Origin of the sequence: Variovorax raffinosi (assembly GCF_051216615.1) — a bacterium.
In the GTDB taxonomy this organism is placed as follows: Bacteria; Pseudomonadota; Gammaproteobacteria; order Burkholderiales; family Burkholderiaceae_C; genus Variovorax.
In genome coordinates, this window is the sequence record NZ_JBPJZR010000012.1 from 49,765 (window position 1) to 75,060 (window position 25,296).

Genomic DNA, 25,296 nt, shown 5'->3' on the forward strand with positions numbered 1-25,296 from the left:
CATTAGGAGATCGGGTGCTTGTCGTGCGAGGGCGTCCGACGCGATTTGCCAAGGCTCAACCGGGGAACAAGCGAGGGTAAAGCCGCCGCAATAGGGGATTGCTCCCCGGTTACCACCTATTCCCCACCCTGGAACCCCGTCGGCACTGACTGACAAACTCTGCAAGAGCGCGAGCGCCGCGAGCTCCGGGCCGCGGCACTCGATCGATCCAGGGGCAAGGTGGACATGATTGGCTCCTGAGTCAGAGAACCAGGTGAAGGTCATGAGCCGCGTTGGCCGGTCCGCGCACAGAGATCGCCAGGCCGGTGCCAAGGCCTGGTGGAGACATGCCGCCAGCCGCAATCGCAGCCGATTCGCCGCTGTTCGACCTGCAGGGCGTGCACTCGAGGTTCCAGGGATTGTTCGTCCGACTGGAGAGCAGATTGCCGCGCTCGATCCAGTACGAAAACTCAGGAAGATCCGTCTTCGCTCTTCAGGCAAGCAACGCGACGCTGTCGGCAGCTAATCGCACGGCAGCAGTCATGCCCGGCTCGTGAGTTCAGCCCTTGAGCGGCCCGGCCACATCGGCAGTCTTATCGCTGCACTGTTGACGCGCCGCAAACCCCCTCAACCCTGCTTCCGCATCGCAAAGCAAGCCCCCGCCACAAGAATGAACCCCCCAATAATGACCTTCTGCCATGTACTCGGCACACCCGCCAGAATCAGCACGTTGTTGATCAACGTTACCAGCACCACGCCAAGCAGCGTGCCGCCCACGGTCCCGCTGCCACCGGTGATGCGCGCCCCGCCAAGAATCACCGCGGCGATCACATCCAGCTCGTTGCCCACCAGGTCGAAAGGATTGGCCAGTCGCGTGCTCGACACATGCACGATGCCCGCAAGGCCCGACAGAAAACCCGCGTACGCGAACACGAAGATGTGAACCGTGCGCAGGTTGTAGCCCAGCCGCTCCGCAATCGCCAGGCTGCCGCCAATCGCATACACCGCGCGGCCGATCAGCGTGCGGTTCAGCAGCCACCAAGTGAGAAGCGCCGCACCCACCAGCACCAGCACCGTGGCCGGCAACACCGCGTGCAAGCCCTGCGGCGTGTCGAAGCGCCACAACGCGAGCTTGCCGAAGGCGTCCATCGGCGCCGGCACGTTCATGAAGAACACGGTGCCCACAAAGGTCAGCAGGATGCCGCGATACAGGTACTGCGTGCCGATGGTCACGATCAGCGAAGGCGCCTTGAGCCAATGCACCAGCAGGCCGTTGAGCACACCGAGCAGCGCGCCGCTGGCCGCGCCCGCCACCAGCAGCAGCGCGATGGGCGCTTCCGGAAAATAGTTCAGCACGAGCTTGGTGATGCTGTACATCGTGAGCGCGGCAATCGCCGCGAACGACACGTCGATGCCGCCCGCGGCCAGCACGATCAGCACGCCGAGCGCGAACAGGCCCAGCACCGTGCAGGCACGCACGATGTCGAACAGCACCGGCAACTGGAAGAAGCTCGGGTTGATCGCGCCCACCACCAGGCTCACCAGCACGATCAGCGCCAGTGTGAAGACCGAGGGGCGTTGCGCGAGCCATTGGCGCCAGGACGTGCGCGCCTTGGGTTCGGGCGCCGTGGGCACAGCGGTGGTGTGCGCTTGCATGGTGGAAGCCGTCATGAGAATGCGGGAGAGGGGGAATCGGAAACCAGCGCGCGGTACAGCTCGCTTTCGGCCAGCCCTTGCGCGTCGAAGTCGTGGGCGATGCGGCCCTTGCGCATCAGCAGGATGCGGTCGCAGTTCTGCAGCAGTTCCTGCAGGTCGTCGCTGACCAGGATCACGCCCAGCCCTTGTTCGGCCAGCCGCTGCACGATGCGGTAGATGGTGTCCTTGGAGCCGACGTCCACGCCCACGGTCGGGCCGTGCAGGATCAGCACGCGCGGATCGATGGCGAGCCAGCGCCCGATCAGCACGCGCTGCTGGTTGCCGCCCGAGAGCGACTGCACAGGCCGGTCCACGTCGGGCGTGGCGATCTGCAGGTCGGCCACCGTGCGCTCGGCCAGTGCCTGGCACTGGCGCGCATCGAGCGCGCCGAAGCGGCCGCGCAGGCGGTTGAGCACGGCCGTGACGATGTTGTCGCGGATCGGCTTGTCGAGAAAGAGGCCTTCGCTGAGTCGGTCTTCGGGCACATAGCCGATGCCCTGGCGGATGCCGTCGGCCGGTGTCTTCAGCACGATCTCTTTGTCTGCGAGCGAGATGCGGCCGCGGTCTGCGGCCTGCACGCCCGCGAGCGCCATCGCCAGTTCGTTGCGACCCGAATCGAGCAGCCCGGTGATGCCCAGGATCTCGCCCTTGTGCAACGTGAAGCCCACGTCGCTGAACTGCGTGCCGCGGCCCAGCGCCTCGACCTTCATCAGCACCTCGCCGTCGTGCGAGCGGTGGCGCAAGCGCGCGCCGTCGAGCTGCTTGCCGGTCATCCAGTGTGCAAGCTCGGCCTTGGTGAAGTCCTTGATCGGTCCCTGCGCGACCTTGGTGCCGTCGCGGAACACGATGGCCTGGCCGCCCATCGCAATGCACTCGTCGAGCTTGTGGCTCACGAACAGCACCGCCACGTCCTGCGCGCGCAGCGCCTCGACCACGTGCACGAGGTTGTCCACCTCTTTCTGCGTGAGCGAGGTGGTGGGCTCGTCCATGATGACCATGCGCGCGCGCGTGGCCACGGCGCGAGCGATCGCCACCAACTGGCGCGTGGCAATCGGCAGTTCGTCGACGCGGCGCGCCAGGAAGGCGGCGTCGGTCGGCAGCTTCACTGTCTGCAGCGCGCGCACGGCCGTCGCTTCGACCGCTTTGCGGTCGAAGCGACGCGCCAGCTTGCCGTTGGTGCTCACCAGTTGCTCGCTGAGCGCGACGTTCTCGGCCACGCTCATGTTCGGCAGCAGAGACAAGTCTTGATAGACCGTCTCGATGCCGAGCGTGAGCGCCTGCAGCGGCGACAGCGCATCGTGCGGCTTGCCGTCGATCACGATGCGGCCCTGGCTCGGCGGCTGCGCGCCCGAGATGATCTTGATCAGGGTGCTCTTGCCGCAGCCGTTCTCGCCGAGCAGGTGGTAGATCTGGCCGGCCTCGATCGTCAGGTCGATGCCGCGCAGTGCGTGCACGCCCGCGAAGCGCTTGTGCACATCCTGCACTTCAAGAAAGACGCGGCGCCCCGCCGGCGCGGCCGGGGCGTGCGAGGCGCGTGTGGAGGGCGCTGCTGCAAGGGTCATGGTTCGCAGGCTCAGAAGGCGTATTTCTTGTAGTTCTGCTTGTCGACCTCGACCCAGGCCTGGCCCGTGACGACGATGCCGACGCCCGGACCCTTCTTGACCGAGACCTTGTTGTAGCCCGGCACGCCCATGTCGGTGCCTTCGGTGATGGTCTTGCCGTCGATCAGCATCTTGGCCGCCTTGTTCATGACGATGCCCGCGTCCTTCGGGTCCCAGAAGGCGATGCCGCCGACCGCGCCCGACTCGAGGAACTTGGCCGCCTCGCTCGGCAGGCCCGTGCCGAACACGCAGACCTTGCCTTGCAGGCCGGCTTCTTCCACGGCGCGGCCGATGCCCAGCACGTCGAGCGACGACGAGCCCTGGAAGCCCTTCAGGTCGGGGTGCTTGCGCAGCATTTCCTTGGCCTTGCCGTAGGCCTTCTCGGCGTCGTTGAGCGATTCGTTCTTGGCATCGACCAATTGCATCTTGGGGTACTTCTTCGCGTTCGACGCGCCGCCGTCGGCCCACTGCACCTGCGACTGGCTGCCGAGCGAGCCGACCAGCGAGGTCCACTTGCCCTGCTGGCCCATGCAGGCTGCCAGGCGCTCGTTGATGCGCGCACCGTAGGCCGTGTTGTCGAAGGCCTCGATGTCGACCATGGTGTTCTTCTGGTTGTCGGCCTCGTGCGTCACGACCTTGATGCCGCGCTCCATCGCGCGCTTGAGCACCGGCTCCAGCGTGGGCGGGTCCATCGAGACCACGGCGATGGCGTCGACCTTCTTGGCCACCAGGTCTTCCACCAGGCGTTGCTGCTGCGCGGCGTCCGACTGGGCCGGGCCGATCTGGCGCGTGGTCACACCCGGCGTGTTCGCGCCGAATTCCTTCACGCCCACTTCCATGCGGTTGAACCAGCTGATGCCGGTGATCTTGACCACGGTGACGATGTCTTGCGGCTTGCCTTGCGCGTGCAGTGCCGAGGCGAAGGCCACGGTGGTCAGTGCGAGTGCGGTGCAGGCGATCTTTGTTTTCTTCAGCATGTCTTTTGTCTCCTAGCCCTCGGGGTTTCTTTGCGTCGCGCCAGGAGGGGGCTGATGCGGCGGTGCGCTGGTGCGCGCAGTGGAAAGAAAGGCGCGCAGGTCCTGCAGGCCGAAGCGCCCATAGGCCAGGAAGAACAGCAGCAGCAGGCCCCAGGCGCAGTCGCGGAAGAAGTTGGAAATCTCCAGCAGGTTGAAGGTGCTGGACAGCAACTGCAGCGCCACCGCCGAGAAGAACAGGCACACCATGCGCCCGTAGCCACCCTGCGGCCGCACGCCCGCCATCACCGTGATGAGGATGGCGATCAGCAGGTAGGAGTTGCCGTAGTCCGACTTCACGCTTGCGGTGCGCGCCGCGATGATCACGCCGGCCACGGCGGCCAGCAGCCCGCACAGCGCGTAGGTGGCGATCAGCATGCGGGCCTGCGAGATGCCGGCGTAGCGCGCCGCCTTGGCGTTGGTGCCCAGCAAGAAGAGACGAATGCCGAAGGGGCTCTGCCGCAGCAGCCAGCCGACGGCCAGCAGCATCACGAGGAAGATCACGAACGGAATCGGCACGCCCAGCACCATCTCGTTGCCGATGGCCGAGAGCGCTTCGGCATCGCCCACGCGCAGGCTCGAACCACCCGTGAGCACCACGGCCAGGCCGGTGTAGAGCAACTGCGTGCCCAGCGTGCAGAGGATGGGCGTCAGGCCCGCCTTCGCGATCAGCACGCCGTTGAGCAGCCCGCCCGCCAAACCCACCGCAAGTGCAATGGCGGCGAACCAGCCGGTGTAGAGCCACGGCGACACATCGGGCGCGGCCAGTTGCGGCGCGAGCGTGGCGGCCACCACGCCCGCCAGGTTGGCCAGTGCCACGCCTGACAGGTCGATGCCGCCGTTGCCCGAGATCATCGACAGCGCCACGCCCATGGCCAGCAGGCCGAGTTCGGGCAACTGGCCAGCCATCGACTGGAAGTTGTAGACGTCGAGAAAGTCGCCTTTGGAGAGCACCGTCGCCGCCACGAGGATGAGCACGTTGATGCCGACCAGGAAGTTGAGTTCGCGGTCTGAAAACTTGAGCTTCATGGGCAGTGTCCTCGTCCTGTCAGGCGGCGACGTGGCCCAGCAGCGCATCGACCTCGGCGCGCGTGGGCATCGAGGGCGCCGTGCCGGCACGTGTCACCGAGATGGCGGCCACCGCCGCGCCGAAGCGTGCCGCCTCATGGGCGGTGGCGCCTTCGGCCAGTGCGGCTGCAAAGCCGCCGTTGAAGGCGTCGCCCGCGCCGGCGGTTTCCTTCACCGCGCCGGCACGGAACACCGGGATGTGCTCGGAGCCGCTGGCGCTGTGAAGCAGGGCACCCTTGTCGCCGAGCGTGATGAGCGCGCAGCCCACGCCCTTGGCCAGGAAGAAGTCGCCCGCGCGGCGCGCGTCCTCGATGGTTTCCACGAGCATGCCACTCAATGCTGCGGCTTCATGCTCGTTGGGCGTGATGTAGTCGCACAGCGCATAGAGCGCATCGTCGAAGGGCAGGGCGGGCGCGGGGTTGAACACCGTCACCGTGCCGGCTTCGCGTGCGATCTCCAGCCCGCGGCGCGCGGCGGTGGCCGGCTGTTCGAGCTGGGTGACGAACACGCGTGCGCCGCGAATCGCATCGGCCGCCGCGTCGACATCGGCGGCATCGATCAGCATCGCGGCACCCGGCACCACGATGATGGCGTTGTCGCCGGTGACTTCATGCACGTAGATGAACGCCGCGCCGGTCGGCTGCGTCGTCACCTGCGGCGCACGCGGCGTGATGCCTTCGCGCGACCACAGGGCGAGCGCGTCGTTGCCGAAGGCGTCCTGCCCCAGCTTCGAGATGAACGTGACGGCGGCGCCCGCGCGCGCGGCGGCCACGGCCTGGTTCGATCCCTTGCCGCCCGGGCCCATCGCGAAGCCCGAGCCGGCAATGGTCTGGCCCACGCCGGGAAGGCTGGACGCACGGAATGCGAGGTCGGCGACGAAGATGCCGAGCACGGCCACACCGTGCTGCCTGGAAGTGACGACGCTCATGGGGTCAGGCCTGCGGCGCAAGCACGCCCTTTCTGAAGATGAAGCATCCGTAGAAGCGGCGCTCGCCAGTGGCGATCACGCAATAGGCGCGGCGCGCGGCTTCGTAGAAGGCGAAGCGTTCGATGGAGCCCAGCGGGCGCGCGCGCCCCTCGGCCGCATCGATCTCGCGCTGCATCTCCTGCTGCACCGGCGGGATCTCGTGCGGCTGGCCCATGATTTCCATGCGGCGCGCCGGATCGTCCACCGCCTCGTCGAGCGGCAGCACCGACAGGATGGCGCGCGCCGCCTCGGTGGTGCCCACGCCGTCGATGCGCAGCAGCCGGCCCAGCGTGGTCTGGCGCGCCACCGAATCGGCCGGAAAGTTGGCATCGCACAGCACCAGTTCGTCGCCATGGCCCATGGCACGCAAGGCGTACAGCACGTCGGCGTTGAGCAGTGGATGGATGGACTTCAACATGTTGTCTCCTGCAAATGGAACTGTTCTTCTGGGGCGCAATTCTTAGGGAAAGAAAACGTTTGCGCAAACGTTTGCTATTCGGGGATTTCCCTTGGTTTCGGTGTGCGCGCCACGTTCATTCGCCATAGGGAATCCAGATGTTCTTGACCTGCGTGGCATGCCGCAGGAACAGCGGGCCTTCGGCAGCCGCGCCGTCGTGCCAGTCGGTCGCCAGGCCGTGGTCGACCAGCGTGCGCTTGAGGTTGCCAATCGACAGCCGCTCGGCGGTGCGCGACAGCGCCTTCGCGCCGAAGACCCAGAGCGCATCGACGTCGTCGTGCTCGGCCAGCGTCTGCGCAAGGCCGGCGGCAGGGCCCGTCACGAGGTTGACCACGCCGGCCGGCAGGTCGGAGGTTTCGAGCACCTGGTAGAAGTCGGTCGCGACCAGCGCGTGCTTTTCGCTCGGCACGATCACTGTGCGGTTGCCCATGGCGAGCAGCGGTGCGAGCAGGCTCACGAAGGACAGCAGCGGTGCCTCGTCGGGGCACACCACGCCGACCACGCCGATGGCCTCGATGGTGGCGAGCGCCACGCCGCGCAGCGGCGGCACGTGCACCGTGCCTTCGTACTTGTCGGCCCATGCGCCGTAGGCGAAGAGGCGGCTCACCGAGGCATCGACTTCCGCTTGCGCCGCGCGTGCGGCCGCGCCGGTCAGGCTGGCGATGCGCGCGGCGAATTCATCGGCGCGTGCGGAGAGGTTTTCAGCAAGGTAGTAGAGCGCCTGGGCACGGCGATGCGGCGTGGCGCTCGACCAGCTTGCGGCGGCGCGCGCGGCGGCCACGGCATTGCGGATGTCCTTGCGGTTGCCGCTGCCCACCTCGCCAAGCCGCTGGCCGGTGGAAGAGAACACGGGATACGACAGCTCCCCATCGGGGCGCACCTGCTTGCCGCCGATGAACAGCTTGGCCGTGCGATCGATGCCCGGAAGCCCTGCTGAGGCTGGCGCCTCGCCTGCCTCGTTCGCGGCCTGGACAGCTACGGTTGCCGAACGCGGCTTGCGCTCTGACCACGCGCGCGGCTTCAGGTATTCGTAGCAGCCTTCGCGTCCGCCTTCGCGGCCATAGCCCGATTCGCGATAACCGCCGAAGCCCACGCCCGCGTCGAACAGGTTGGTTGCGTTGACCCACACCACGCCGGCCTGCAGTTGCGGCGCGATGCCGAGCGCAAGGCCGATGGTCTCGCTCCACACGCTGGCCGCGAGCCCGTAGCGCGTGTTGTTGGCCAGTGCCACGGCTTCGTCGGGTGTGCGGAAGGTCAGGGTCACCAGCACCGGCCCGAAGATCTCTTCGGTCGCCACGGTGGAAGCCGGGTGCACGCCCGTCAGCAGTGTCGGCGGAAAGAAGCTGCCGCCCGCAGGCAGCGCGCCCGGTGGCTGGTAGCAGGCCGCGCCTTCGCGCACGCCCGTGGCCACCAGCGAACGCACGCGTTCGAGTTGCGAGGGGTCGATCAGGCTGCCGATGTCGATGGCCTTGTCCAGCGGCAGGCCCACGCGCAGGCTCTGCATGCGGCGCTTGAGGCGTTCGATGAAGTCGGCCGCAATGCCTTCCTGCAGCAGCAGCCGCGAGCCCGCACAGCACACCTGGCCCTGGTTGAACCAGATGGCATCGACCACGCCTTCGACAGCGGCATCGATGTCTGCGTCGTCGAACACGATGAAGGGCGACTTGCCACCCAGCTCCAGCGTGAGCGACTTGCCCGAGCCGGCCGTGGCCTCGCGGATCAGGCGGCCCACGTCGGTCGAGCCGGTGAAGGCGATCTTGTCCACGCCTTCATGCGCGACCAGTGCCGCGCCCGTGGCACCGTCGCCGGTCACCACGTTCAGCACACCGGCGGGCAGGCCGGCCTGCACCGCCAACTCGGCGAAGAGCAGGGCGCTCAGCGGCGTGAACTCGGCCGGCTTGAGCACCACCGTGTTGCCCAGCGCAAGCGCGGGTGCAATCTTCCAGGCCAGCATCAGCAGCGGGAAGTTCCAGGGAATGATCTGGCCGATCACGCCCAGCGGCACCTGGTCGGCGAACTCGCGCTCCTGCAACTGGGCCCAGCCGGCGTGGTGATAGAAGTGGCGCGCCACCAGCGGCACGTCGAGGTCGCGGGTCTCGCGGATCGGCTTGCCGTTGTCCAGCGCCTCGACCACCGCGAGCAGGCGCGCGTGGCGCTGCACCATGCGCGCCAGGGCGTACAGATGCCGTGCGCGGCCGTGTCCGCCAAGTGCCAGCCAGCCGGGCTGCGCGGCGCGCGCCGCGGCAACGGCGGCATCCACGTCCTGCGCGGAGCCTTGTGCGATGCCGGCGAGGCGCTGGCCGGTGGCCGGCTCGGCCGTGTCGAACTGCGGGCCGGCCGACGCGGCGGTGAAGCGCCCGTTCATGAAATGGCCGAAGCCTTCGGCATGGCGCGCGAGCCATTGGCGGGCGTCGGTGTCGCTCTCTGGCGCGGGGCCGTAGTCCATGGTGTCGAAATAGCGTGCGACGCTGCTGCTGTTGTTGTTCTGGCTGCTGCTCATCGGGTCATCCGATCGGGTGGCGGTGGAAGGCCGAGTAGCGGCCCGTGACGTGGTGCTCCAGCTGGCGCTCGATGTCGGCCAGCAGCGTGGAGGCACCGATGCGGAACAGGTCGGGCTCGAGCCAGGCGCGGTCCAGCTCTTCCTTCATGAGCACCTGGTAGTCGAGCGCGGTCTTGGCGGTGGAGACACCGCCGGCCGGCTTGTAGCCCACGCGAAAACCCGTGCGGGCTTCGTACGCGCGGATCATGCGCAGCATCACCAGCGTGACCAGCGGCGTGGCGTTCACGCCTTCCTTGCCGGTGGAGGTCTTGATGAAATCGGCGCCGGCCATCATGCAGACCATCGAGGCCTTGGCCACGTTGCGCAACGTCTTCAGCTCGCCGGTCGCAAGAATCGCCTTCACATGCGCATCGCCCGCGGCCAGGCGAAAGTCGCGCATCTCGTCGTACAGCTTTTGCCACTGGCCGGTGAGCACATGTTCACGCGTGATGACGATGTCGATCTCGGCCGCGCCATCGCGCACCGAGGCTTCGATCTCCTTGAGCTTGAGCTCGTGCGGAATCAGCCCGGCCGGAAAGCCCGTGGACACCGCAGCCACCGGAATGCCGGTGCCCGCAAGCGCATCGACGGCCGTGGCCACGAAGCGGTGATAGACGCAGACCGCGCCGGTGTGCAGCGTGCGGTCAGCAAAGCCCAGCGCGGCCAGCAGGTCGGGGCGCACGGGCGTCACGGCCTTGGCGCAGAGCCTGCGCACGCGCTCGGCCGTGTCGTCGCCGTTGAGCGTGGTCAGGTCGATGCAGGTGATGGCCTTGAGCAGCCAGCCGGCCTGCGCATCTTTCTTGACCGAGCGGCGGCCGGGCAGCGTGGCCACGCGGCGTTCTGCGGCCGAGAGGTTGACGCGGATGTTGTCGAACCAGCCGCTGTCGAAGGGTTGCGCGGTGTTGCGAGCGATGGCGTGCGGCTTGGTGTCGGGTGCCGTCGCAGCGGTGCTGGCGACAGCAGCCGGGGGCGATGCGGCCGCGACGCTCGACACGGGGCGCGAGCGCACCGTGCCGCTGGCGCGAACGAGGGAAGTGGAGGTCATGGAGTGAAAGGCGCCGAGGCGCGCAGGCGCCGCGTGAGCGGCAGGCAGGCAAGGGGCATGTCTTTGTCTCTGGTCGTTGTGCATGCCGTCGTGCAAGGCCGGCGGCGTATTGGCTTGAATGTTATTTCAATAACATTTATCTGTGCAAGATGTTTTTGAAATAACATTTTCGATGCCCGATACTAGGGTGAATCGACATTCAAACGGGGCCGCGTTGGCCCGCTTTGCACCCGGATGCGCGAAGGGCGGCGCAGGCCAGAGTCACCTCTGGTCAAGCCGCCCGACAAAGCAGGCGGGTGCAAAGCGGGCCAACCCGGAGGGAAGGACGAAGGCCGGGCGCATTGCGGCGTTGCGGCTCGCTTGCGTAGCCGAGCTACGCGGCGCTCACCGCGCCTTGCACTGCACCCGGCCTTCGTCCTTCGCGGCCCCGTTTGAATGTCGATTCACCCTAGGGCTTGTGGACCAGAGGAACCAGAACATGCGAAAGACCGCCGGTGCGGAGGCCCGGGCCTTGCGCCTTGCCAAGATGCAGGAGCTTGTCGAGGCCGGTGGACCGTTGCCGATCAAGCAGGCCGCCCAGCGGCTGGACGTGACGGAAATGACGATCCGCCGCGACCTGTCGGCCGCCGATTCACCGCTCAGCGCCCTCGGTGGCTATGTGCTTGCGACCACGCTGCCGGGCGCCGACAGGTACTCGCTCGACGAGGCCAGCGACCAGCATGCGGCGCACAAGCGCGTGGCCTGCGAACGCGCCGCCACATGGGTGCAGGCGCACGACAGCCTGTTCATCGATTGCGGCACCACCATGGTCCATTTCGCGGAGGCACTGCCGCCCGACATGCCGTTGAGCGTGGTGTGTTACTCCACGAACATCGCGTCGATCCTGAGCCGCCGCCCGAACACGCAGCTGATGCTGCTGGGCGGGCTGTACCACGCGTCGTCGGCCACCTTCTTTTCCGACGAGGGGCTGCAATATCTCAACCGGCTGGGCGTGAACAAGGCCTTCATTTCAGCCGGTGGGCTGGACCTGGAGCGGGGCGTGAGCTGCTCCAACTTTCACGAAGTGCCGGTGAAGCAGGCGGCGATCCGCAGTGCGTCGCAGAGCTTTCTGATCGTGGATGAAAGCAAGCTCAATCGGCTGCGGCCCGCCTTCTTCAGCCCGCTCGATGCGTTTGCGCGCATCGTGGTGGGCGGGGCGCCTGCGCCGGGCTTGCGCAAGCAGTTCAAGGATTTGCCGATCGAGTTCGCGCGACCCACGGCCGCCTGAATCGCGTGCGGTTGACGGGCCGTGCACAACGGCACGTCGAGTGTGATTCAGACGACCGGTGTTGCGGCTCCGTCGGTGGGCACGCTGGCATATCGATCATCAGGCGGTGCAGTCACGATCGAGTCGAGTGCGGGTTCGGCCTTGCGCAAGCGCGCGAGATCGGGGCGCGGCCGACGCAACCGCGCATCGGGTGCGAAGGCCTGCTCCATGGCCTGCGCGGCCGACAGCAGCGCGAGGTCGCCGCGAAAGCGCCCCACGGCCTGCAAGCCGAAGGGCATGCCCGACTCGTCCATTCCACAAGGCAGCGTGATCGCAGGGTGGGTGGTCAGCGTCACCACGTAGGTCAGTGCGAGCCAGCGGTAGTAGTTCTCCTGCTGCCGGCCGTCGACCTGCGCCGCATGCGGCTGCGTCCATGGAAAGGGCGACACCGGTGTCGTGGGCGACAGCACCAGGTCGTAGTTCTCGAACACTTTCTGGAAACGCTGGAGGATGCGCGTCTGCTCCATTTGCGCCCAGGCCACGTCCTGCAGGCTCATGCGCGCGCCCATCTCGTAGTTGCTGCGCGGGTTCGGCCCGAGGCTTTCGGGGGCGCGTTCGTAGGTCTCGCGCATGCCGGCAACGAAGGCCTCCGCGCGCAGCACGTCGAAGCAGCGGTGCACATCGCCCAGGTCGAAGCGCACCTCGTCGCAGCTCGCAAAGAGACCGCGCATGGTTGCCATGCGATCGTGCATCGTCCGGCGGATCGCCGGGTCGACGTCGCACTGCCCGAAGTCCGCGGTCCATGCCACGCGAAGGCGCGACAGATCCAGCGGCACCGGCCGCAGAAAGGCTGCCGCATCCAGCGGATAGCTCAAGGGGTCGCCCGGATGCGGGCCTGCCGTGGCCGCGAGCTGCAGGCAGGCGTCGGCCACGTCCCGTCCCATCGGACCGACCACCGAGATCGGTGACCAGCCCAGGCTCCTGCGCACGCTGGGCACGATGCCCGGCGAAGGCCGCAGGCCCACCACGCCGCACTTGGCAGCCGGGATGCGCAGCGACCCGCCGGTGTCGGAGCCGGTGCACAGCGGCAGCATGTCCAGCGCCAGCGCCGCGGCCGAGCCGCCCGAGGAGCCACCGGCGTTGAGGTTGGGATCGAAGGGGTTGCCCGTGGCGCCCCAGACCGGATTGCGGCTGTTGGCACCGGCGCCCATCTCGGGCACGTTGGTCTTGCCCACCACGATCGCGCCGGCCGCGCGCAGGCGGCGCACCAGTTCGACGTCCTTCGACGGTACGTGGTTGCGCAGTGTGGGCGAGCCCATGGTGGACAGCAGCCCGGCCGTTGGCTCAAGGTCCTTCACGCCCAGCGGCAGGCCGTGCAGCAGGCCAAGCGGCTCGCCGCGCATCACGGCCTGCTCGGCCGCGCGGGCCTCGGTGCGGGCGCGGTCGTAGCACGTGGCGGTCACGGCGTTGACGAAGGGGTTGAGTTGTTCGATGCGCGCGATGCAAGCGTCGAGCAGTTCGACCGGCGAGAGGGCGCGCGTGCCGATCAGCCGTCGCAGCTCGACTGCGGAGAGTTCGACAAGCGCGGAAGAAGAGGAAGAGGAATGGGTCATGGGTTCGGTGATGTGCCGCGTTCAGTCGGCCTGGATGTTGGCGCGCCGGGCGACGGCACGCATGAGCGGCAGTTCGTGTTCGATCTGCGCGCGTGAGGCTGCGGCACCGGCGAACGCCGGCTCCGCGCCCTGGGCCAGCAGTGCGGCCTTGGCTTCGGGCATGGCGATGATCTTGGCGAGTGCTTTTTCCAGCCGCTCGCGCACCGGCGCGGGCGTGCCTTTCGGCGCCACGAACATGATCCAGGTATCGGCATCGACGTCGGGGTAGCCCGCCTCGGCGAAGGTCGGGACCTGCGGCAACTGCGAGGAGCGCTGTTTGGTGGTCACCGCGATCGCCTTGACCTTGCCGCCCTTGAGCTGGGGAATGGCGGCGGTGACCGTGTCCACCGAGAACGGCACCTGTCCACCGATCAGGTCCGTCATGGCCGGTGCGCTGCCCCGGTAGGGCACGTGCATGATCTTCGCGCCCACGGCCTGCAGGATGATTTCGCCGGTGAAGTGCGAGGAGGTGCCCGTGCCGAAAGAGGCGTACGAGTATTTGTCCGGCGTTGCGCGCACTGCGGTCACGAACTCCTTGACGCTGCCGATGGGCACGTCCTTGTTGGCCAGCAGCACCAGCGGGATGCGCCCGACGATCGCGATCGGCTCGAAGCTGCCGAGCGCGTCGTAAGACAGGTTCGAGCGGATGGCCGGATTCATCGTGAAGGTCGAGCCCGAGCCGAGCAGCAGGGTGTAGCCGTCGGGCGATGCCTTTGCCACGAACGCGGCGCCGACGGCTGTGCCGGCACCGGGCCGGTTGTCGATGAGCACCGGCTGCCCCAGTTCCGTCGACAGGCGCTGGCCGACCAGACGCCCCACCGTGTCCGCGCTGCCGCCGGGCGGATACGGAACCACCAGCGTGACCGGCCGCACCGGATAGGCCGACTGCGCCAGAGCGGGCGCGGCCGTGACCAGACATGCGGCCAGGCCTGTGAGGACGGCACAGCACGATCGCCGGTTCAGGGCTTGCGGACGGGGAATGTTCATGGACAGATCCTTCAGTGGAGGGAAGAGGGGAAATGCTGGCGCACGCCCTGATGTGTAGCAAGCACAATGATCGGAAGGTTGCGTTGCATCAAACGCAACGCAGAAACGCCGATGAAATCCCCCACCTCCAAGCTTTCAGCGCCCAAAAAGAACACAGGCGCACGCGCGAGTCGTCCGGTCAACCAGCGCGTGCTTCAGGAGGAGTCGATGCGCTACTTCCTGGAAGTCGCGCGCGTCGGCTCGGTCACCGAGGCGGCCGCGCGGCTGAACGTGGCGCCTTCGGCCGTGAGCCGCCAGATCGGCCGGCTCGAGCGCGAACTCGACACCCTTCTGTTCGAGCGGCGCGCCCGCGGCATGACGCTCAATTCAGCCGGCGAGCTGTTGGCGGCGCACGCACGCCGGGCCTGGTTCGACATCGAGCGCGTGACCGACGACATCCTCGCGCTGCGCGGCCTGCGCAAGGGCGAGGTGCGCGTGGCCGCGACGGAGGGCTTCGCCTACGAGTTCCTGCCGGCCCTGGTGGCCGCGTTCCAGGCGCGCTGTCCCGGCATTCGCTTCTCGCTCGACATGTGCGTGCAGCGCGAAGTGGCGCGCCGCGTGCGCGAAGGCCTGGTCGATCTCGGCGTGACGGTGAGCCTGGGCTCGGAGCACGGCCTGGATGTCGAGATACGGCACCCATCGCCCGTGCGCGCGATCATGGCGCCTTCTCATCCATTGGCCACGCGGCGGCAGGTGTCGCTCGCGCAGGTGGTGCATTACCCGCTCGCGCTGCCGGCCAGCACGTCCACGCTGCGCCAGTTGCTCAACATCAGTTGCGCCCGCCAGAGCCTGCCGCTCGAAGCGGCCTTGACCAGCGACCACCTCTATCCGCTCGTGCACTACGCAGCCCACGGCCAGGCCGTGACCTTCTGCGGCGAGCTTGCACTGCGCCAGCAACTGGAGAACCGCACGATCGTGGCGCTGCCCTTGCGCGACCGCGAGATGAACGAGCGGCATTTCGAGGTGCAGAGCATGGCGGGCCGGCGTCTTCCCGATGCGGCGCGCGCTTTCGTCGAGCACCTGCGCGAAGTGCTTTGCGTTTGATGCCGGGTCGGGCATCGGCTCGTCTTTTTCTCTTTCTCTTTTTCGCGGCAGAGATGGCTTAGGAACCCGGGCGCATCGCCTCGATGGTGTTCGAGCCCGCATCTGATGCAGAGGCTTTCCGCGCAGCGCCTGCGAGCGAGGCCTGGCGTCATTGCCTTGAAAAATGAGCGGCTGCATTCCATTCGCCGCCGTAGTCGAAAACATTTTTCCCTGCAAACATCACCGCGCCATCGCGCAGCGCGTCGTCATTGGGGAGAGAGGGCCGCGCCTGCTGAACAGCCAGAGGCTGCACGCGGTCGTCAGCAGATCCCGGAAGCGAAGTACGCGCCGCGTGCGGTGGCCGATTCTCTTCAATCTCAAAAGAACGATTCCCATGATCATGTTTCCTCGACGATGTGTTTCTGCACTGATGCTTTCGGTGCTCCTGTTTGGTTGCGGTGGTGGAGGAGGTGGTGGCGGCGGTAATCCAGGGGGCTTGCCTGGCCTGATCGGCGCGGGCACCAATGGCGGCGGGCAGGGCGGTGATGGCCAAGGTGGCAGTGGCACAGGCAGTACAGGCGGCGCGGGCAACACGGGCGGCGCAGGCGGCTTTTCGCCTGTCACAGCGAGCGCTGCATTGGCGACCAAGCTCGGCAAGCCCTCGCGGGTGCTGGTCGGACTCGGCTCGGGCAACTCCATCTCCGACATGAAAAGCCAGGGCATTCACCCCGACATCGTGGACGCATACCTCGTCGGTGTCGGCGCAGGCGCCTGGCCCACCTGGAACAGTCCCGATGGCGCCTACATCACGTTCACCGCGCAGGCCGCCCAGGCCTACGGCGCGGTTCCGATGTTCACGCTCTACCAGATGGCGCAGAACGGCGAAGGCAATCTGAGCGACCTGACCGACGCGAGCTTCATGAACAACTACTGGGCCCAGGTCCGGCTGATGTACCAACGCATCGCAGACCTCGGCACACCCGTTCTGATCAATCTGGAGCCGGACTTCTGGGGCTTCGTTGCGTCGCAGGCACCGAATCGCGATGCGACGCAAATGGCGGCCCTCGTGAACGGCCAGTCCGAATGCGCCGCGTTGCCGAACACCGCCGCAGGCATCGGCCAATGCCTGGTGCAGATGGGCAGGCAGATCGCGCCCAAGGCGCTGATGGGGTTCCCGCCCGCTTTCTGGAGCGGCACCGCTGCCACGCTCGGTGCGCAGATGCAGGCGGTCGGGGCGAATCAGGCGGACTTCATCGTCGCCCAGACCAGCGACCGCGACGCGGGCTGCAGGGAAGTCGCATCGCCGCCCGCGGAATGCGCGGGGCGAAGCGGCCCGTTCTATTGGGACGAAAGCAACAAGACCAGCCCGAACTTCCACGACTCGCAGAGCCAGATCTCGGACTATCGCGCGGCCCTGGGCAATGGCCTGCCGATCCTGTGGTGGCAGACGCCGATGGGCGTGCCGTCCGACACGCCCGGTGGAACCGATCAGCACTATCGCGACAACCATGTCGACTACATGCTGCGCAACACCCAAGAGTACGGCGACACCCACACGTTCGCGATCGTCTTCAGCGCGGGCGGGTCTCATCAAACCACCATCAGCACCGATGGCGGCCAGTTTGCGCGCCTGTCGGGTCAGTACCTTGCGCAAGGCGGCGCAAGCTTGAAGTAGCGATTGGATGAGGCAGCCTGAGCACGACCTGACAGTTCGCGACAGGAAAGGGAAAACTTGCTGCGGCGAGAAATTCTCCTTGTTCCTGTCAGCGCCAATTTTTCAAGGCCCGTTAGGTCCTTCCTGTGCCGCAGCGCACGTGAATCGAAAAACCGAATGAGCAAACCATCTTCACTTTCCGCCGTGCAATTCGCGGGAATGGCCTTGACGCTCCTGGCTGCGGGCTGCGTCGTCCAGCCACTGCCGCCGGTGCGCTATGTCGCTGTTCAACCCGCGCCTGTCGCACCTGCTGCAGCGCCTGTCGTGAGCGTGTATGTCGATCCGCCGCTCTACCAGCCCCCGCCGATTGCCGTGGGATGGGCACCGCCGCCGATGCTGGTGGAGGCACCCACGCCCCTGCCGTTCGCGGGCGCGATCTGGACCGGCGGCTATTGGACATGGCAGGGCAACTGGGTGTGGGCCGCGGGGCGCTGGGCTGCGCCGCCTCAACCGGGCTATGCCTGGGTCCAGCCCTACTACGAACATCGCGACAGCACCGTGGTCTTCATCACGGGCCATTGGTCGGCACCGGGCATCGCATTCGTTCCGCCGCCGCTGGGCTTGAGCCTGGCGGTGTCCGTTGCAGCGGTCGGCGTGGTCGCGGGGCTTGCACCCATCGGGCCGCAGGGCGTGTTCATTCCTGCGCCGCCTGGTTCGCGACTCGGCCTGATCGTGCCGGCGCCCATCGGCACGCCGCCCGCGGTGGTCGTCAGCGCGCCGCCGGTCACCAACGTCGGCATGCGGGTGCAGAACACGACGATCAACAACGTGACGAACAACACGACGACGAACGTCACCAACATCACGAACATCAACAACACGCGCACGGTGACGGTGGTGGCACCCGCCAGTGCAACGGCCAGTGGCCGTGCATTTGAAGCAGCGGTGCCGGCAAGCGCGCATCTTGCGGCTGCACTGCCGCCTGTCGTGCATGCCATGGCCCCGGTGCCGGCCAGCGCGAAGCCTGTCGCGGCGTTCGTGCCGGGTCATCAGCCTGCTGCGTCCCGGTCCGCCGAGGCTGTACGGCCGGCGACCGCAGTGCCACCACAGGTCCCACAGGCATCGGCTCATGCGCATCCCCAGCCTGTCTTGTCTTCGGTCGCGGCCAGGGGAGCGGAGCCGACAGTGCCGCATCCAGCACCTGCGCAGGCGAGCGCTGAAGCCCCCGGAAGGGAAGCACCTGCGATCAACGAACAGCAGCATCGTCCGCCGCCGGTCGATCCTGCATTGGTCGCGCGAGAGCACCAGGCGGATGCCGCACGCAGAGCGAACGAGCAGAAGGCGCTGCACGCGCAACGGCAAGAGCCGGCACCCAAAGAACACCCGAAGCCTGCGCCACATCCGCACGTCGATCATCCGCATGCGGAGCAGCACCCACCAGCGCCGCATGCACACGCCGAGCCTCACCGGAAGGAAGAGCACCACGGGTAACGCGACGGTGCGCCATGCCATCGCAGGGCGCCAGCCCGATGGGCTGGGGCTCGCTATCCCGCGGCGATGCCAGCGATCGCTGCCTGTGTCAGCGCACCGCTGTACAGACGCAAGTCCTGCACGGCGCCTTTGAAGAAAGGGTCTGAAGGGTAGGGCGAACGGCCCAGCCAGTTGTCGGGCGTCTCGCCCAATTGGTGGGGCGCGAAATCCATCTTCGGATTGGTCCCGACGATGTTCCCGTCGAGGTAGAGCGTGCCGGTCGAGCCGGAGAGCGTGACGGCCAGATGCACCCAGCGGCCAACGGGAAGGGCGGTGAGCGCTGACACGTTCTGCTCGCCAAAGTACAGCGTGCCGGTGATGGTGCTGCGCAAGGCCGCGCTCCCATCGGAGGCAAGCACGCCGAAGTACGAGACGTAGCTTGAACTCATGCCCACCAGCCAGGTGTTCTTCGTCGATGCGGTGGCGTTCACCCACAGGCACAGAGTGAAATCGTGCAGGTTCGCCATGACGCCGGCAGGCAGCGTGACAAACGCGCCGTTGCCGTCCAGCAGAACTGCCTTTTCTCCCGCGAGTCGACCTTGGCCCCACGTCGCGCCACCGGAGAGGTGCGCGCTTCGCCGCGCATCCACTGCGTCGGTGGACGATGGCCCGGTGCCTTCGTTCAACGGCACATGAAGAACCAACTCGCCCGGCATGGACAGGGTTCGCACCTGCTTGCCGATCCGCTTGCCCGACGGCGTGACTGCCGCGATGCGATAGGACCACGTGCCTGCCCCGGGAAGGTCGGTGTAGGCGCGGGTCTCCCCGACGGAAGCCAAGGTCGTGAAGGGGCCGCACGCCGAACCCGCCCGCTGGACCTCGTAGGCCGTCGCGTCGAAACTGCCCCACCAATCCAGCTCGACCGTGCCCTGAACGATGCGTGCAGTCAGTCCGCTGGGGGCTGCTCCCGCGGCCAATGGATCGAGCGTCGCGGTCAGCGTGCCGAAGCTCGGCTCGTCGCCGCCGGTGTCGCGCTTCTCCGGTCTCATCCGGGCAGCGATGGCTGAAACGTAAGGCGCCGAGAGCCCCTTTCGATTCACGTAGTGGTTGTAGAGGATCTCCCAGCAGGGCCGAAGCAGAGGGCGGCCAGACGCCGAGATGGCCGTGAAGGTGCCCTGGATGTTCGCGTACACCGCGAAGGGCAAGTCCGGATACGCGCCGCTCGCGTCGTCCTGCAGGTTGGATGCGGCGACGTACTCCGCGCCGGACAGCGCGCGGTTGTTCCAGTAGCCATAGAGGTCGTCACCTTGCTTCCAGGCCATCTCGCAGGCCGAAGCGAGGCAGGCAATGCCCAGCGTCGAATGCCCTTGATCGCGTCCGCTTTCCTGCCATTGACCCAGGTGGCCGCGATGCAGTTGGTAGACCATGTGCGGTGCCGAGCCGTTGCCCAGCCCACGCTTGAAATAGCTGATCGCCTCGTCATAGAGAGCGAGGTCGTCGCAGAAGACCCCGATGGCCATCACCCCGCACACGGTGAGCAGGTCCCAGGAGCCCCAGTAGTTCGTGACTGTTCGGTTGCTTGTGTCGGTGCCGTTGTGGTCGGTAAGGAAGCTGTGGCACAGCGGATAGAAGACCCCCTTCAGCAGCGCCTGGAAGCTTGCGATCCCCTCGGCGGACCAGCCCTTGTAGGTGCGCATGATCTCGGCGGCGTTGGCCCACTGGTAGCCATACAGGCCGGCCGCGATGAACCGGTCCGCATCGCCGGTGAGCGTCTTCATCGTCGAAGACCACTGGTCCAGGAACTGGACCGCCAGGTCGGCATAGGCACTGTCGCCGGACGCTCTCCAGCGCACGGCCAGCTCGTAGGTGGTCAGCATGTCGAACACCATGGTTCCGAAGTTCTGGCCTGAGCCGCCGCGAACGACGGTCTCTTGGGGATTTGGTTTGCGGCTCAGGCTGGCGTAGTCGCCGCTGGTCAGTTGCAGCCACCCGCTGAGCCATGGCTGCGCCTGTGCTTCGACCTTGGTGCGCATGCGCAGGAGGTCTTGTTCGTTGTGCAGCAATCCGGGATGAACGAACGCGGTACGTGCCGCGATCTGCTTGGGTTCGGTTGCGCTGCTGTTTTCGCACGTGCCTTCAGGTTGCGGCGAGGAGAGCGGTGCGGGTGGCTCGGTAGTTGTTGAAGAAGGCGTTGGCATGAGGGGCACGCCAAGCCCCAGTGCTTGTCCGCCGCCGCCGCCGCAAGCCGGCAGCATCATCGCCATGAGGGCTCCAGCCTCCTGCATGAATCTCCTCCGGGCATTCGACGCCATCGGAATGCCCCTGATCTCAAACTTGCTCATTCGTTCTTGCCCATTTCATTGCGTTCATTGCGAAAGTGCGCATTAGCGCTACTGCTGCCGCAGCAAACCCCGGGCCCGGCAAACGATGCGAACTATCGACGTTCAAATAATCGAAGGTGTGACGTTTTCAGTCGCACTTGCGACAAAAGTGTTTGGCTATTGGCGCAAATTGTCGGACTTAAATTTGAAATGCATATCAAATATCGTATGGCAGCTTCAATTAAAACGCTGAATCTGGTCAGGATCGAGTCAGGGTTTTATTGATTCCTGGGAAATCTAGAAAAATAGAAAGGGATTGCGCTGAATTTTGAGAGAATTGCTCGCGAATAATCGAATTTGCGCGGTAATTGTTTCATAAAAGCATCATGTGCCGCCGATAGAGTCATGGCCGTCCGAGATCGTCGAAGGTCCGGAAATATTAAATGCAGCCATGGAATTGAATAAATGACGAATCGGAAATATGCAAAGGAATTTGCAATTGATTTGGACGAGCTCGCCTCCGTGCCGGAAAACAGGCGGCGAGAATTATTGAAACTGATGATCGCCGGCTCCGTGACAGGAATTGCAACGCTGTCCGGTTGTGGAGGAGGGGGCAGCACCAGCATCGGAATGCCTCCAATAGCGGGCGCGGGTGCTTCGCCAGGTGCCGGGCCTGTGGCAGGAACTCAGGACCCATCGACCCAAGCGCCGCCAACTCAAAATACCCCCGCACAGAAGATTTCGAGTTTCAGCATTGCCGTTCTTCCGGACACCCAGTTTTATCCCCGATATGCTTCGGAAAAAATGGGCGAGCTGTACCAGAAGCTGTATGCGAAGATAAATCCGCAATACGACAACCCGTTCAAAACCCAAACCCAATGGGTTGCGCAGAACTCCCAGAAGCTGAAGATGCCCTTCACGATTCACTTAGGTGACATCGTGGACCAGTCCTGGTATTACGGCGCAGAAAACTCATCACCTTGGAGCAGTTCGACCGATCTCGTGGGCAGCGGGCAATTGAGTAATGGCCAGGTCACGAAAGAATGGGAGCTCGCAAGCCAAGCCATGCAGGTGCTCGAGGCGGCAAAGTGTCCCTATTCAATTTGCGCCGGCAATCATGATGTCGGGGCTATTGGCAGTGATATGCAATGGGGCCCCGATTGGGGTGTGGGTGTCACCGGTTTTGCCAATAACGACGGCTATCAGGATGGCGGCAGCCACCGGGTCGGCCTTTTCGAGCCGTATTTGCAGGTTTTCCCTGCGGAACGCGCTAAAAAGCAGACGACTTTCGGCGGCCGGCATTCATCCGGCTTTCACGAGTACCATATTTTCCAGGCCGAGGGGAATCAGTTCCTGGTGCTTTCCATGTCGTGGAGAGCATCGGACGACGCCATCAGTTGGGCGAATCAGGTCATACAGGCCAACAAGAGCATTCCGGTCATCCTGGTGAACCACCAACTCGTCGGCATCGGAACGGACGGGAAAACCGCAGCCGATACCGCCTACTCGAACTACATGTGGGACAAGCTCATCAAGGGCAACGACCAGATTTTCATGGCCGTCAGTGGCCATTACCACGGCTCCTGCACGAGCACGAAGAAGAACTCGTTCGGCAACGACGTCTACCTGATGGTGGTGGACTACCAGATGGCCTACATGGGCGGCAATGGCCTCATGCGCCTGTTCGAGTTCGATCTCACCAACAAGAAAATCATTGCCAGCTCGTTCTCTCCGTGGGTGCCCTTGAAGCCCGCGGATACCCTCAATGAATTCGATGCCGCCTGGCTGACGGATTCAAACCAGTCCTTCTCCCTGGACATGGACTTTGCAAAGCGCTTTGCTTCTTTCAATGCAAAGTTTTCTGTTCCAGACGGATCGTCGGAAGTCGGGCTGACCGATACGGCGAAGAGCCTGATCCTGACGAATTTCAGCCAGCCTCCGCAAAAGCAGGCCAAGCTCCCATCGGGCACGGACGACTATCCCAAGGTGGATGGAACGCTCGCGCATTGGCGCTTTTTCAATGCAGCGGCGGCGGAGGGCGATCTGTTCCCTTACCAAGGCGGCCAGCAGATCCCGGATTCATCGGTCGGCGGAAAAAATCCGATCTCGGTGAACACCTGGATGGGAAGCCCGGGCGACTTGGTGTGGTCGAAAAGCCATCACCCCTTGTCGTCCGCACCTGGAAGCCTGCGCTTTCTGAATGCGACCAAGACCCGCTCGTCCTATTTCACGACCGATCAAAACTCCGCGCTCAACGTGGAGACTTTTCCGAACGGCTACACCATCGAAGCCTTCGTCAACATCGATCCGGCTTTCGACGCGACACGCAATGGCTGGATGGGGATCCTCTATCGCCTGGGCGCGCAATCGCAGTTGTCCGGCTTCGGTCCGGGCGATGGCGATTGCGCCTTGATGTTCGCGTTCTCGAACCTGATGGAGTTTCAGTGGGAGATTGTTCCGCTCGATCAAAACACCAACCTGACCTGCTGGTCTGGTGGTGTATCGGCGGGCCAGTGGCTGCACGTTGCCATCGTCAATGATCCGGCGGCCTCGTATTCCACAACCATGTACGTGGAAGGCGCTCCGGTTCTGCGGAACAACACGAATATGAAGGGCATCCGCTTTGTGGCGCCCACTCAGCAAATAGCAATTGGCTGCGGCCAATGGGCCGGGAACATGTCCACCGGTTTCCTGGGGAACATGGGCGAGATCCGAATCGTCGGCGTGCCACTGTCCTCGGACAAATGGCTGACGGCACGAGCGGCCTGAAGCCACGAAGAGAAAGAAGCGCCACTGATGGGGTGCGGGGCATTGAAGAATGCCCTGCACTCCACCTTTGCTTCGCGCTTGAAAGACCGCTCCGCGCAAAGACGATGGATTAGGTCAACGACTTCCCGCAGCCATATAAAAGCAAGACAGCCCCCTGGCGCTGGAATAGGAGAAATCGTGCGACTGTATGTTTCCCAGCTTCCTTTCGAGACCGCACTGAGCAGTTCGTTTCTCGGCGCCAGCAGCAACGGCAGCAGCGGCGCTGCGCAATTCGACGATGGCATCGATCCCATGCGGATCTTGCTCATAGATCACCAGTCGACCCAGTGCGGATCGTTCAGCGAGGGGCTGCGCAAGCATGGGTTCTCCGTTGACGTTGCGAATGGCGACAACGCCACCGCGAACGCGGCACTCTCGCAGGACTACGCACTGATCCTTCTGAACTCGATGTTGCCCGGCCCGGCCGGAGTCAGTGCCGTTCAGTCGATCCGGCGCAAGACCGATGCGCCTCTTCTGGTCCTCACGGAACGCGATGGCGTTGCGGCGCGCATGGCGGGCCTGGCGTTCGGCGCGAGCGACTATCTGGTCAAGCCGTTTTCGTTTCCCGAGCTGCTTGCACGCGTCAGGGCCTTGGCCCGCCGCCCCTGTGTGCGCCGGCAACCGGTGCTGCGCCTGGGCAATCTGGAGCTCGACGAGCGCACTGCGAAGTGTTCTCGCAATGGCACTGAACTCATGCTGACCCGGATCGAGTTCGCATTGCTGCTGGAGCTGCTTCGCAATGTGGGCCAGGTACTTTCGCGGCAACTGCTCGCACAGCGCGTATGGAACACCGAGTACGACGGCAAGACCAACGCCGTCGACGTGGCCATATTGCGTCTGCGCGGCAAGCTCGACGCACCGTTCAACGCGAAGCTGTTGCATACGGTGCGGGGCGAGGGCTACATCCTCAAGGAGCGCCTTCGCACTTGATGGCCAAGCCAGTTCTGCGCCGCCTTGCCTCGCGCTCAAGCCATGTTGATCTGTCTAGGCCAGCAGTGACGCGTGCCACCCGAGCGACGATCGACTTTCTCCGGCGCGGCGTGCTGTGCATTCAATGCGTTGCCGTGCGATTCGAGTTGACGCAGGCACTCGAGAAAGACGGCATGGTGCTCGGCATCCAGACCGTCGAGCAGCGTGACGTTGAGATTGGCGATGTGCGGAAACAGCTTGTCGAAGAGTTGCCGACCGGCGGTGCTCAATTGCACATGGACTTCGCGGCCGTCTTCAGCGTTCTGGCGTCGCTCGATCAGGCGCTTCTCGAGAAGACTGCGCAGGCCGCGCGATGTGCTTACGCGATCCAGTTGCAATTCTTCAGCGAGTGCCGACGGCCTGATCTCTCCGACCTGCGCAAGCATCCCGATCATTCCCCACTCGCGATGGGTGATGCCGAAGCCTCCTTCGACGATCCGTGTCGCCATGGCCTTGCTTGCGCGCGTGGCGTGCCACAAGCGGTACAGAAGAAGGTCGTTCAGCGTGCGCGGCGCACGTAAGGCCGTCGTGTCGGGAAAGGCTTGCATGCGAATCGATTGTTGGTGACGAAGCCGCCGGGTAGTTGATTAGGTCAATTGATAGTTATGTTTCTATAACCAGCAACAGCGTGAAATGTGCGGCAACTCGAAGCGGACGACGAGCTTTTTTTCACAAAGCACATCGCGCCTCTGGGTTGTCAGGTGCTGCTCAGTGTGAGGCGCGACACGCGCGCGGCACCTGCCATGGCGCGCATCTTTGGTGC

The 25,296-nt window shown here is 65.2% G+C and carries 19 protein-coding genes and 1 pseudogene; 6 read left to right on the forward strand and 14 right to left on the reverse strand.

Annotation, left to right across the window (positions count from 1 at the left end):
- Positions 1 to 241 precede the first annotated feature (241 nt).
- The 9 genes and pseudogenes from ACSFB7_RS28805 to deoC form a co-directional block, all read right to left on the reverse strand.
- Positions 242 to 457: pseudogene (locus ACSFB7_RS28805) on the reverse strand (amidase family protein); the annotation flags it as partial.
- 149 nt (positions 458 to 606) lie between these two features.
- Entirely contained in the window at positions 607 to 1,650 is a 1,044-nt protein-coding gene (locus ACSFB7_RS28810) for an ABC transporter permease (protein ID WP_435475745.1), read from the reverse strand.
- On the reverse strand, positions 1,647 to 3,236 hold the full coding sequence (locus tag ACSFB7_RS28815) for a sugar ABC transporter ATP-binding protein (RefSeq protein ID WP_435475746.1): 1,590 nt from the start codon (positions 3,234 to 3,236) through the stop codon (positions 1,647 to 1,649). The genes ACSFB7_RS28810 and ACSFB7_RS28815 overlap by 4 nt, the downstream gene beginning before the upstream one ends.
- An 11-nt stretch (positions 3,237 to 3,247) precedes the next feature.
- Positions 3,248 to 4,252: a substrate-binding domain-containing protein gene (locus ACSFB7_RS28820; protein ID WP_435475747.1), complete on the reverse strand. Its 1,005-nt coding sequence runs from the start codon at positions 4,250 to 4,252 to the stop codon at positions 3,248 to 3,250.
- Positions 4,253 to 4,264: 12 nt separating this feature from the next.
- On the reverse strand, positions 4,265 to 5,317 hold the full coding sequence (locus ACSFB7_RS28825; protein WP_435475748.1) for an ABC transporter permease: 1,053 nt from the start codon (positions 5,315 to 5,317) through the stop codon (positions 4,265 to 4,267).
- Between the two features lie 19 nt (positions 5,318 to 5,336).
- Complete coding sequence (gene rbsK, locus ACSFB7_RS28830) at positions 5,337 to 6,284, reverse strand: ribokinase (RefSeq protein ID WP_435475749.1); 948 nt, start codon at positions 6,282 to 6,284, stop codon at positions 5,337 to 5,339.
- A gap of 4 nt (positions 6,285 to 6,288) precedes the next feature.
- On the reverse strand, positions 6,289 to 6,741 hold the full coding sequence (locus ACSFB7_RS28835) for an RbsD/FucU family protein (protein ID WP_435475750.1): 453 nt from the start codon (positions 6,739 to 6,741) through the stop codon (positions 6,289 to 6,291).
- A 115-nt stretch (positions 6,742 to 6,856) separates the two neighbouring features.
- Positions 6,857 to 9,280, reverse strand: a complete 2,424-nt coding sequence (locus ACSFB7_RS28840; protein ID WP_435475751.1) for an aldehyde dehydrogenase family protein — start codon at positions 9,278 to 9,280, stop codon at positions 6,857 to 6,859.
- Positions 9,281 to 9,284: 4 nt separating this feature from the next.
- Complete coding sequence (deoC, locus tag ACSFB7_RS28845) at positions 9,285 to 10,364, reverse strand: deoxyribose-phosphate aldolase (protein ID WP_435475752.1); 1,080 nt, start codon at positions 10,362 to 10,364, stop codon at positions 9,285 to 9,287.
- Positions 10,365 to 10,842: 478 nt separating this feature from the next.
- On the opposite strand from deoC, the gene ACSFB7_RS28850 reads away from it, so the two are divergent.
- The gene (locus ACSFB7_RS28850; protein WP_435475753.1) at positions 10,843 to 11,631 is read left to right on the forward strand and encodes a DeoR/GlpR family DNA-binding transcription regulator; all 789 of its coding nucleotides are present in this window, start codon (positions 10,843 to 10,845) and stop codon (positions 11,629 to 11,631) included.
- Between the two features lie 47 nt (positions 11,632 to 11,678).
- On the opposite strand, the gene ACSFB7_RS28855 is transcribed toward ACSFB7_RS28850, so the two are convergent.
- Positions 11,679 to 13,223 carry an amidase gene (locus ACSFB7_RS28855; RefSeq protein WP_435475754.1) on the reverse strand — a complete coding sequence of 515 codons (1,545 nt, stop codon included), beginning with the start codon at positions 13,221 to 13,223 and terminating at the stop codon, positions 11,679 to 11,681.
- 21 nt (positions 13,224 to 13,244) lie between these two features.
- The gene (locus tag ACSFB7_RS28860; RefSeq protein ID WP_435475755.1) at positions 13,245 to 14,249 is read right to left on the reverse strand and encodes a Bug family tripartite tricarboxylate transporter substrate binding protein; all 1,005 of its coding nucleotides are present in this window, start codon (positions 14,247 to 14,249) and stop codon (positions 13,245 to 13,247) included.
- 111 nt (positions 14,250 to 14,360) lie between these two features.
- Between ACSFB7_RS28860 and ACSFB7_RS28865 the strand changes: the two genes are divergently transcribed.
- Complete coding sequence (locus ACSFB7_RS28865) at positions 14,361 to 15,332, forward strand: LysR family transcriptional regulator (protein ID WP_435475756.1); 972 nt, start codon at positions 14,361 to 14,363, stop codon at positions 15,330 to 15,332.
- A gap of 148 nt (positions 15,333 to 15,480) precedes the next feature.
- On the opposite strand, the gene ACSFB7_RS28870 is transcribed toward ACSFB7_RS28865, so the two are convergent.
- Positions 15,481 to 15,864, reverse strand: coding sequence for a hypothetical protein (locus ACSFB7_RS28870; RefSeq protein ID WP_435475757.1), 384 nt, complete (start codon positions 15,862 to 15,864; stop codon positions 15,481 to 15,483).
- Between the two features lie 84 nt (positions 15,865 to 15,948).
- Between ACSFB7_RS28870 and ACSFB7_RS28875 the strand changes: the two genes are divergently transcribed.
- Both ACSFB7_RS28875 and ACSFB7_RS28880 read left to right on the forward strand, forming a co-directional pair.
- On the forward strand, positions 15,949 to 16,986 hold the full coding sequence (locus ACSFB7_RS28875) for a hypothetical protein (RefSeq protein WP_435475758.1): 1,038 nt from the start codon (positions 15,949 to 15,951) through the stop codon (positions 16,984 to 16,986).
- 198 nt (positions 16,987 to 17,184) lie between these two features.
- Positions 17,185 to 18,456 (forward strand): YXWGXW repeat-containing protein, encoded by a 1,272-nt coding sequence (locus ACSFB7_RS28880; RefSeq protein WP_435475759.1) that lies wholly within the window; start codon positions 17,185 to 17,187, stop codon positions 18,454 to 18,456.
- Positions 18,457 to 18,509: 53 nt separating this feature from the next.
- Here the strand turns inward: ACSFB7_RS28880 and ACSFB7_RS28885 are convergent, their stop codons facing one another.
- Positions 18,510 to 20,699 carry a LamG-like jellyroll fold domain-containing protein gene (locus ACSFB7_RS28885; RefSeq protein WP_435475760.1) on the reverse strand — a complete coding sequence of 730 codons (2,190 nt, stop codon included), beginning with the start codon at positions 20,697 to 20,699 and terminating at the stop codon, positions 18,510 to 18,512.
- 522 nt (positions 20,700 to 21,221) lie between these two features.
- On the opposite strand from ACSFB7_RS28885, the gene ACSFB7_RS28890 reads away from it, so the two are divergent.
- Both ACSFB7_RS28890 and ACSFB7_RS28895 read left to right on the forward strand, forming a co-directional pair.
- On the forward strand, positions 21,222 to 23,525 hold the full coding sequence (locus tag ACSFB7_RS28890; RefSeq protein WP_435475761.1) for a LamG-like jellyroll fold domain-containing protein: 2,304 nt from the start codon (positions 21,222 to 21,224) through the stop codon (positions 23,523 to 23,525).
- Between the two features lie 177 nt (positions 23,526 to 23,702).
- Complete coding sequence (locus tag ACSFB7_RS28895) at positions 23,703 to 24,494, forward strand: winged helix-turn-helix domain-containing protein (RefSeq protein ID WP_435475762.1); 792 nt, start codon at positions 23,703 to 23,705, stop codon at positions 24,492 to 24,494.
- 35 nt (positions 24,495 to 24,529) lie between these two features.
- On the opposite strand, the gene ACSFB7_RS28900 is transcribed toward ACSFB7_RS28895, so the two are convergent.
- Positions 24,530 to 25,081: a MarR family winged helix-turn-helix transcriptional regulator gene (locus ACSFB7_RS28900; protein WP_435475763.1), complete on the reverse strand. Its 552-nt coding sequence runs from the start codon at positions 25,079 to 25,081 to the stop codon at positions 24,530 to 24,532.
- Positions 25,082 to 25,296: the final 215 nt, after the last annotated feature.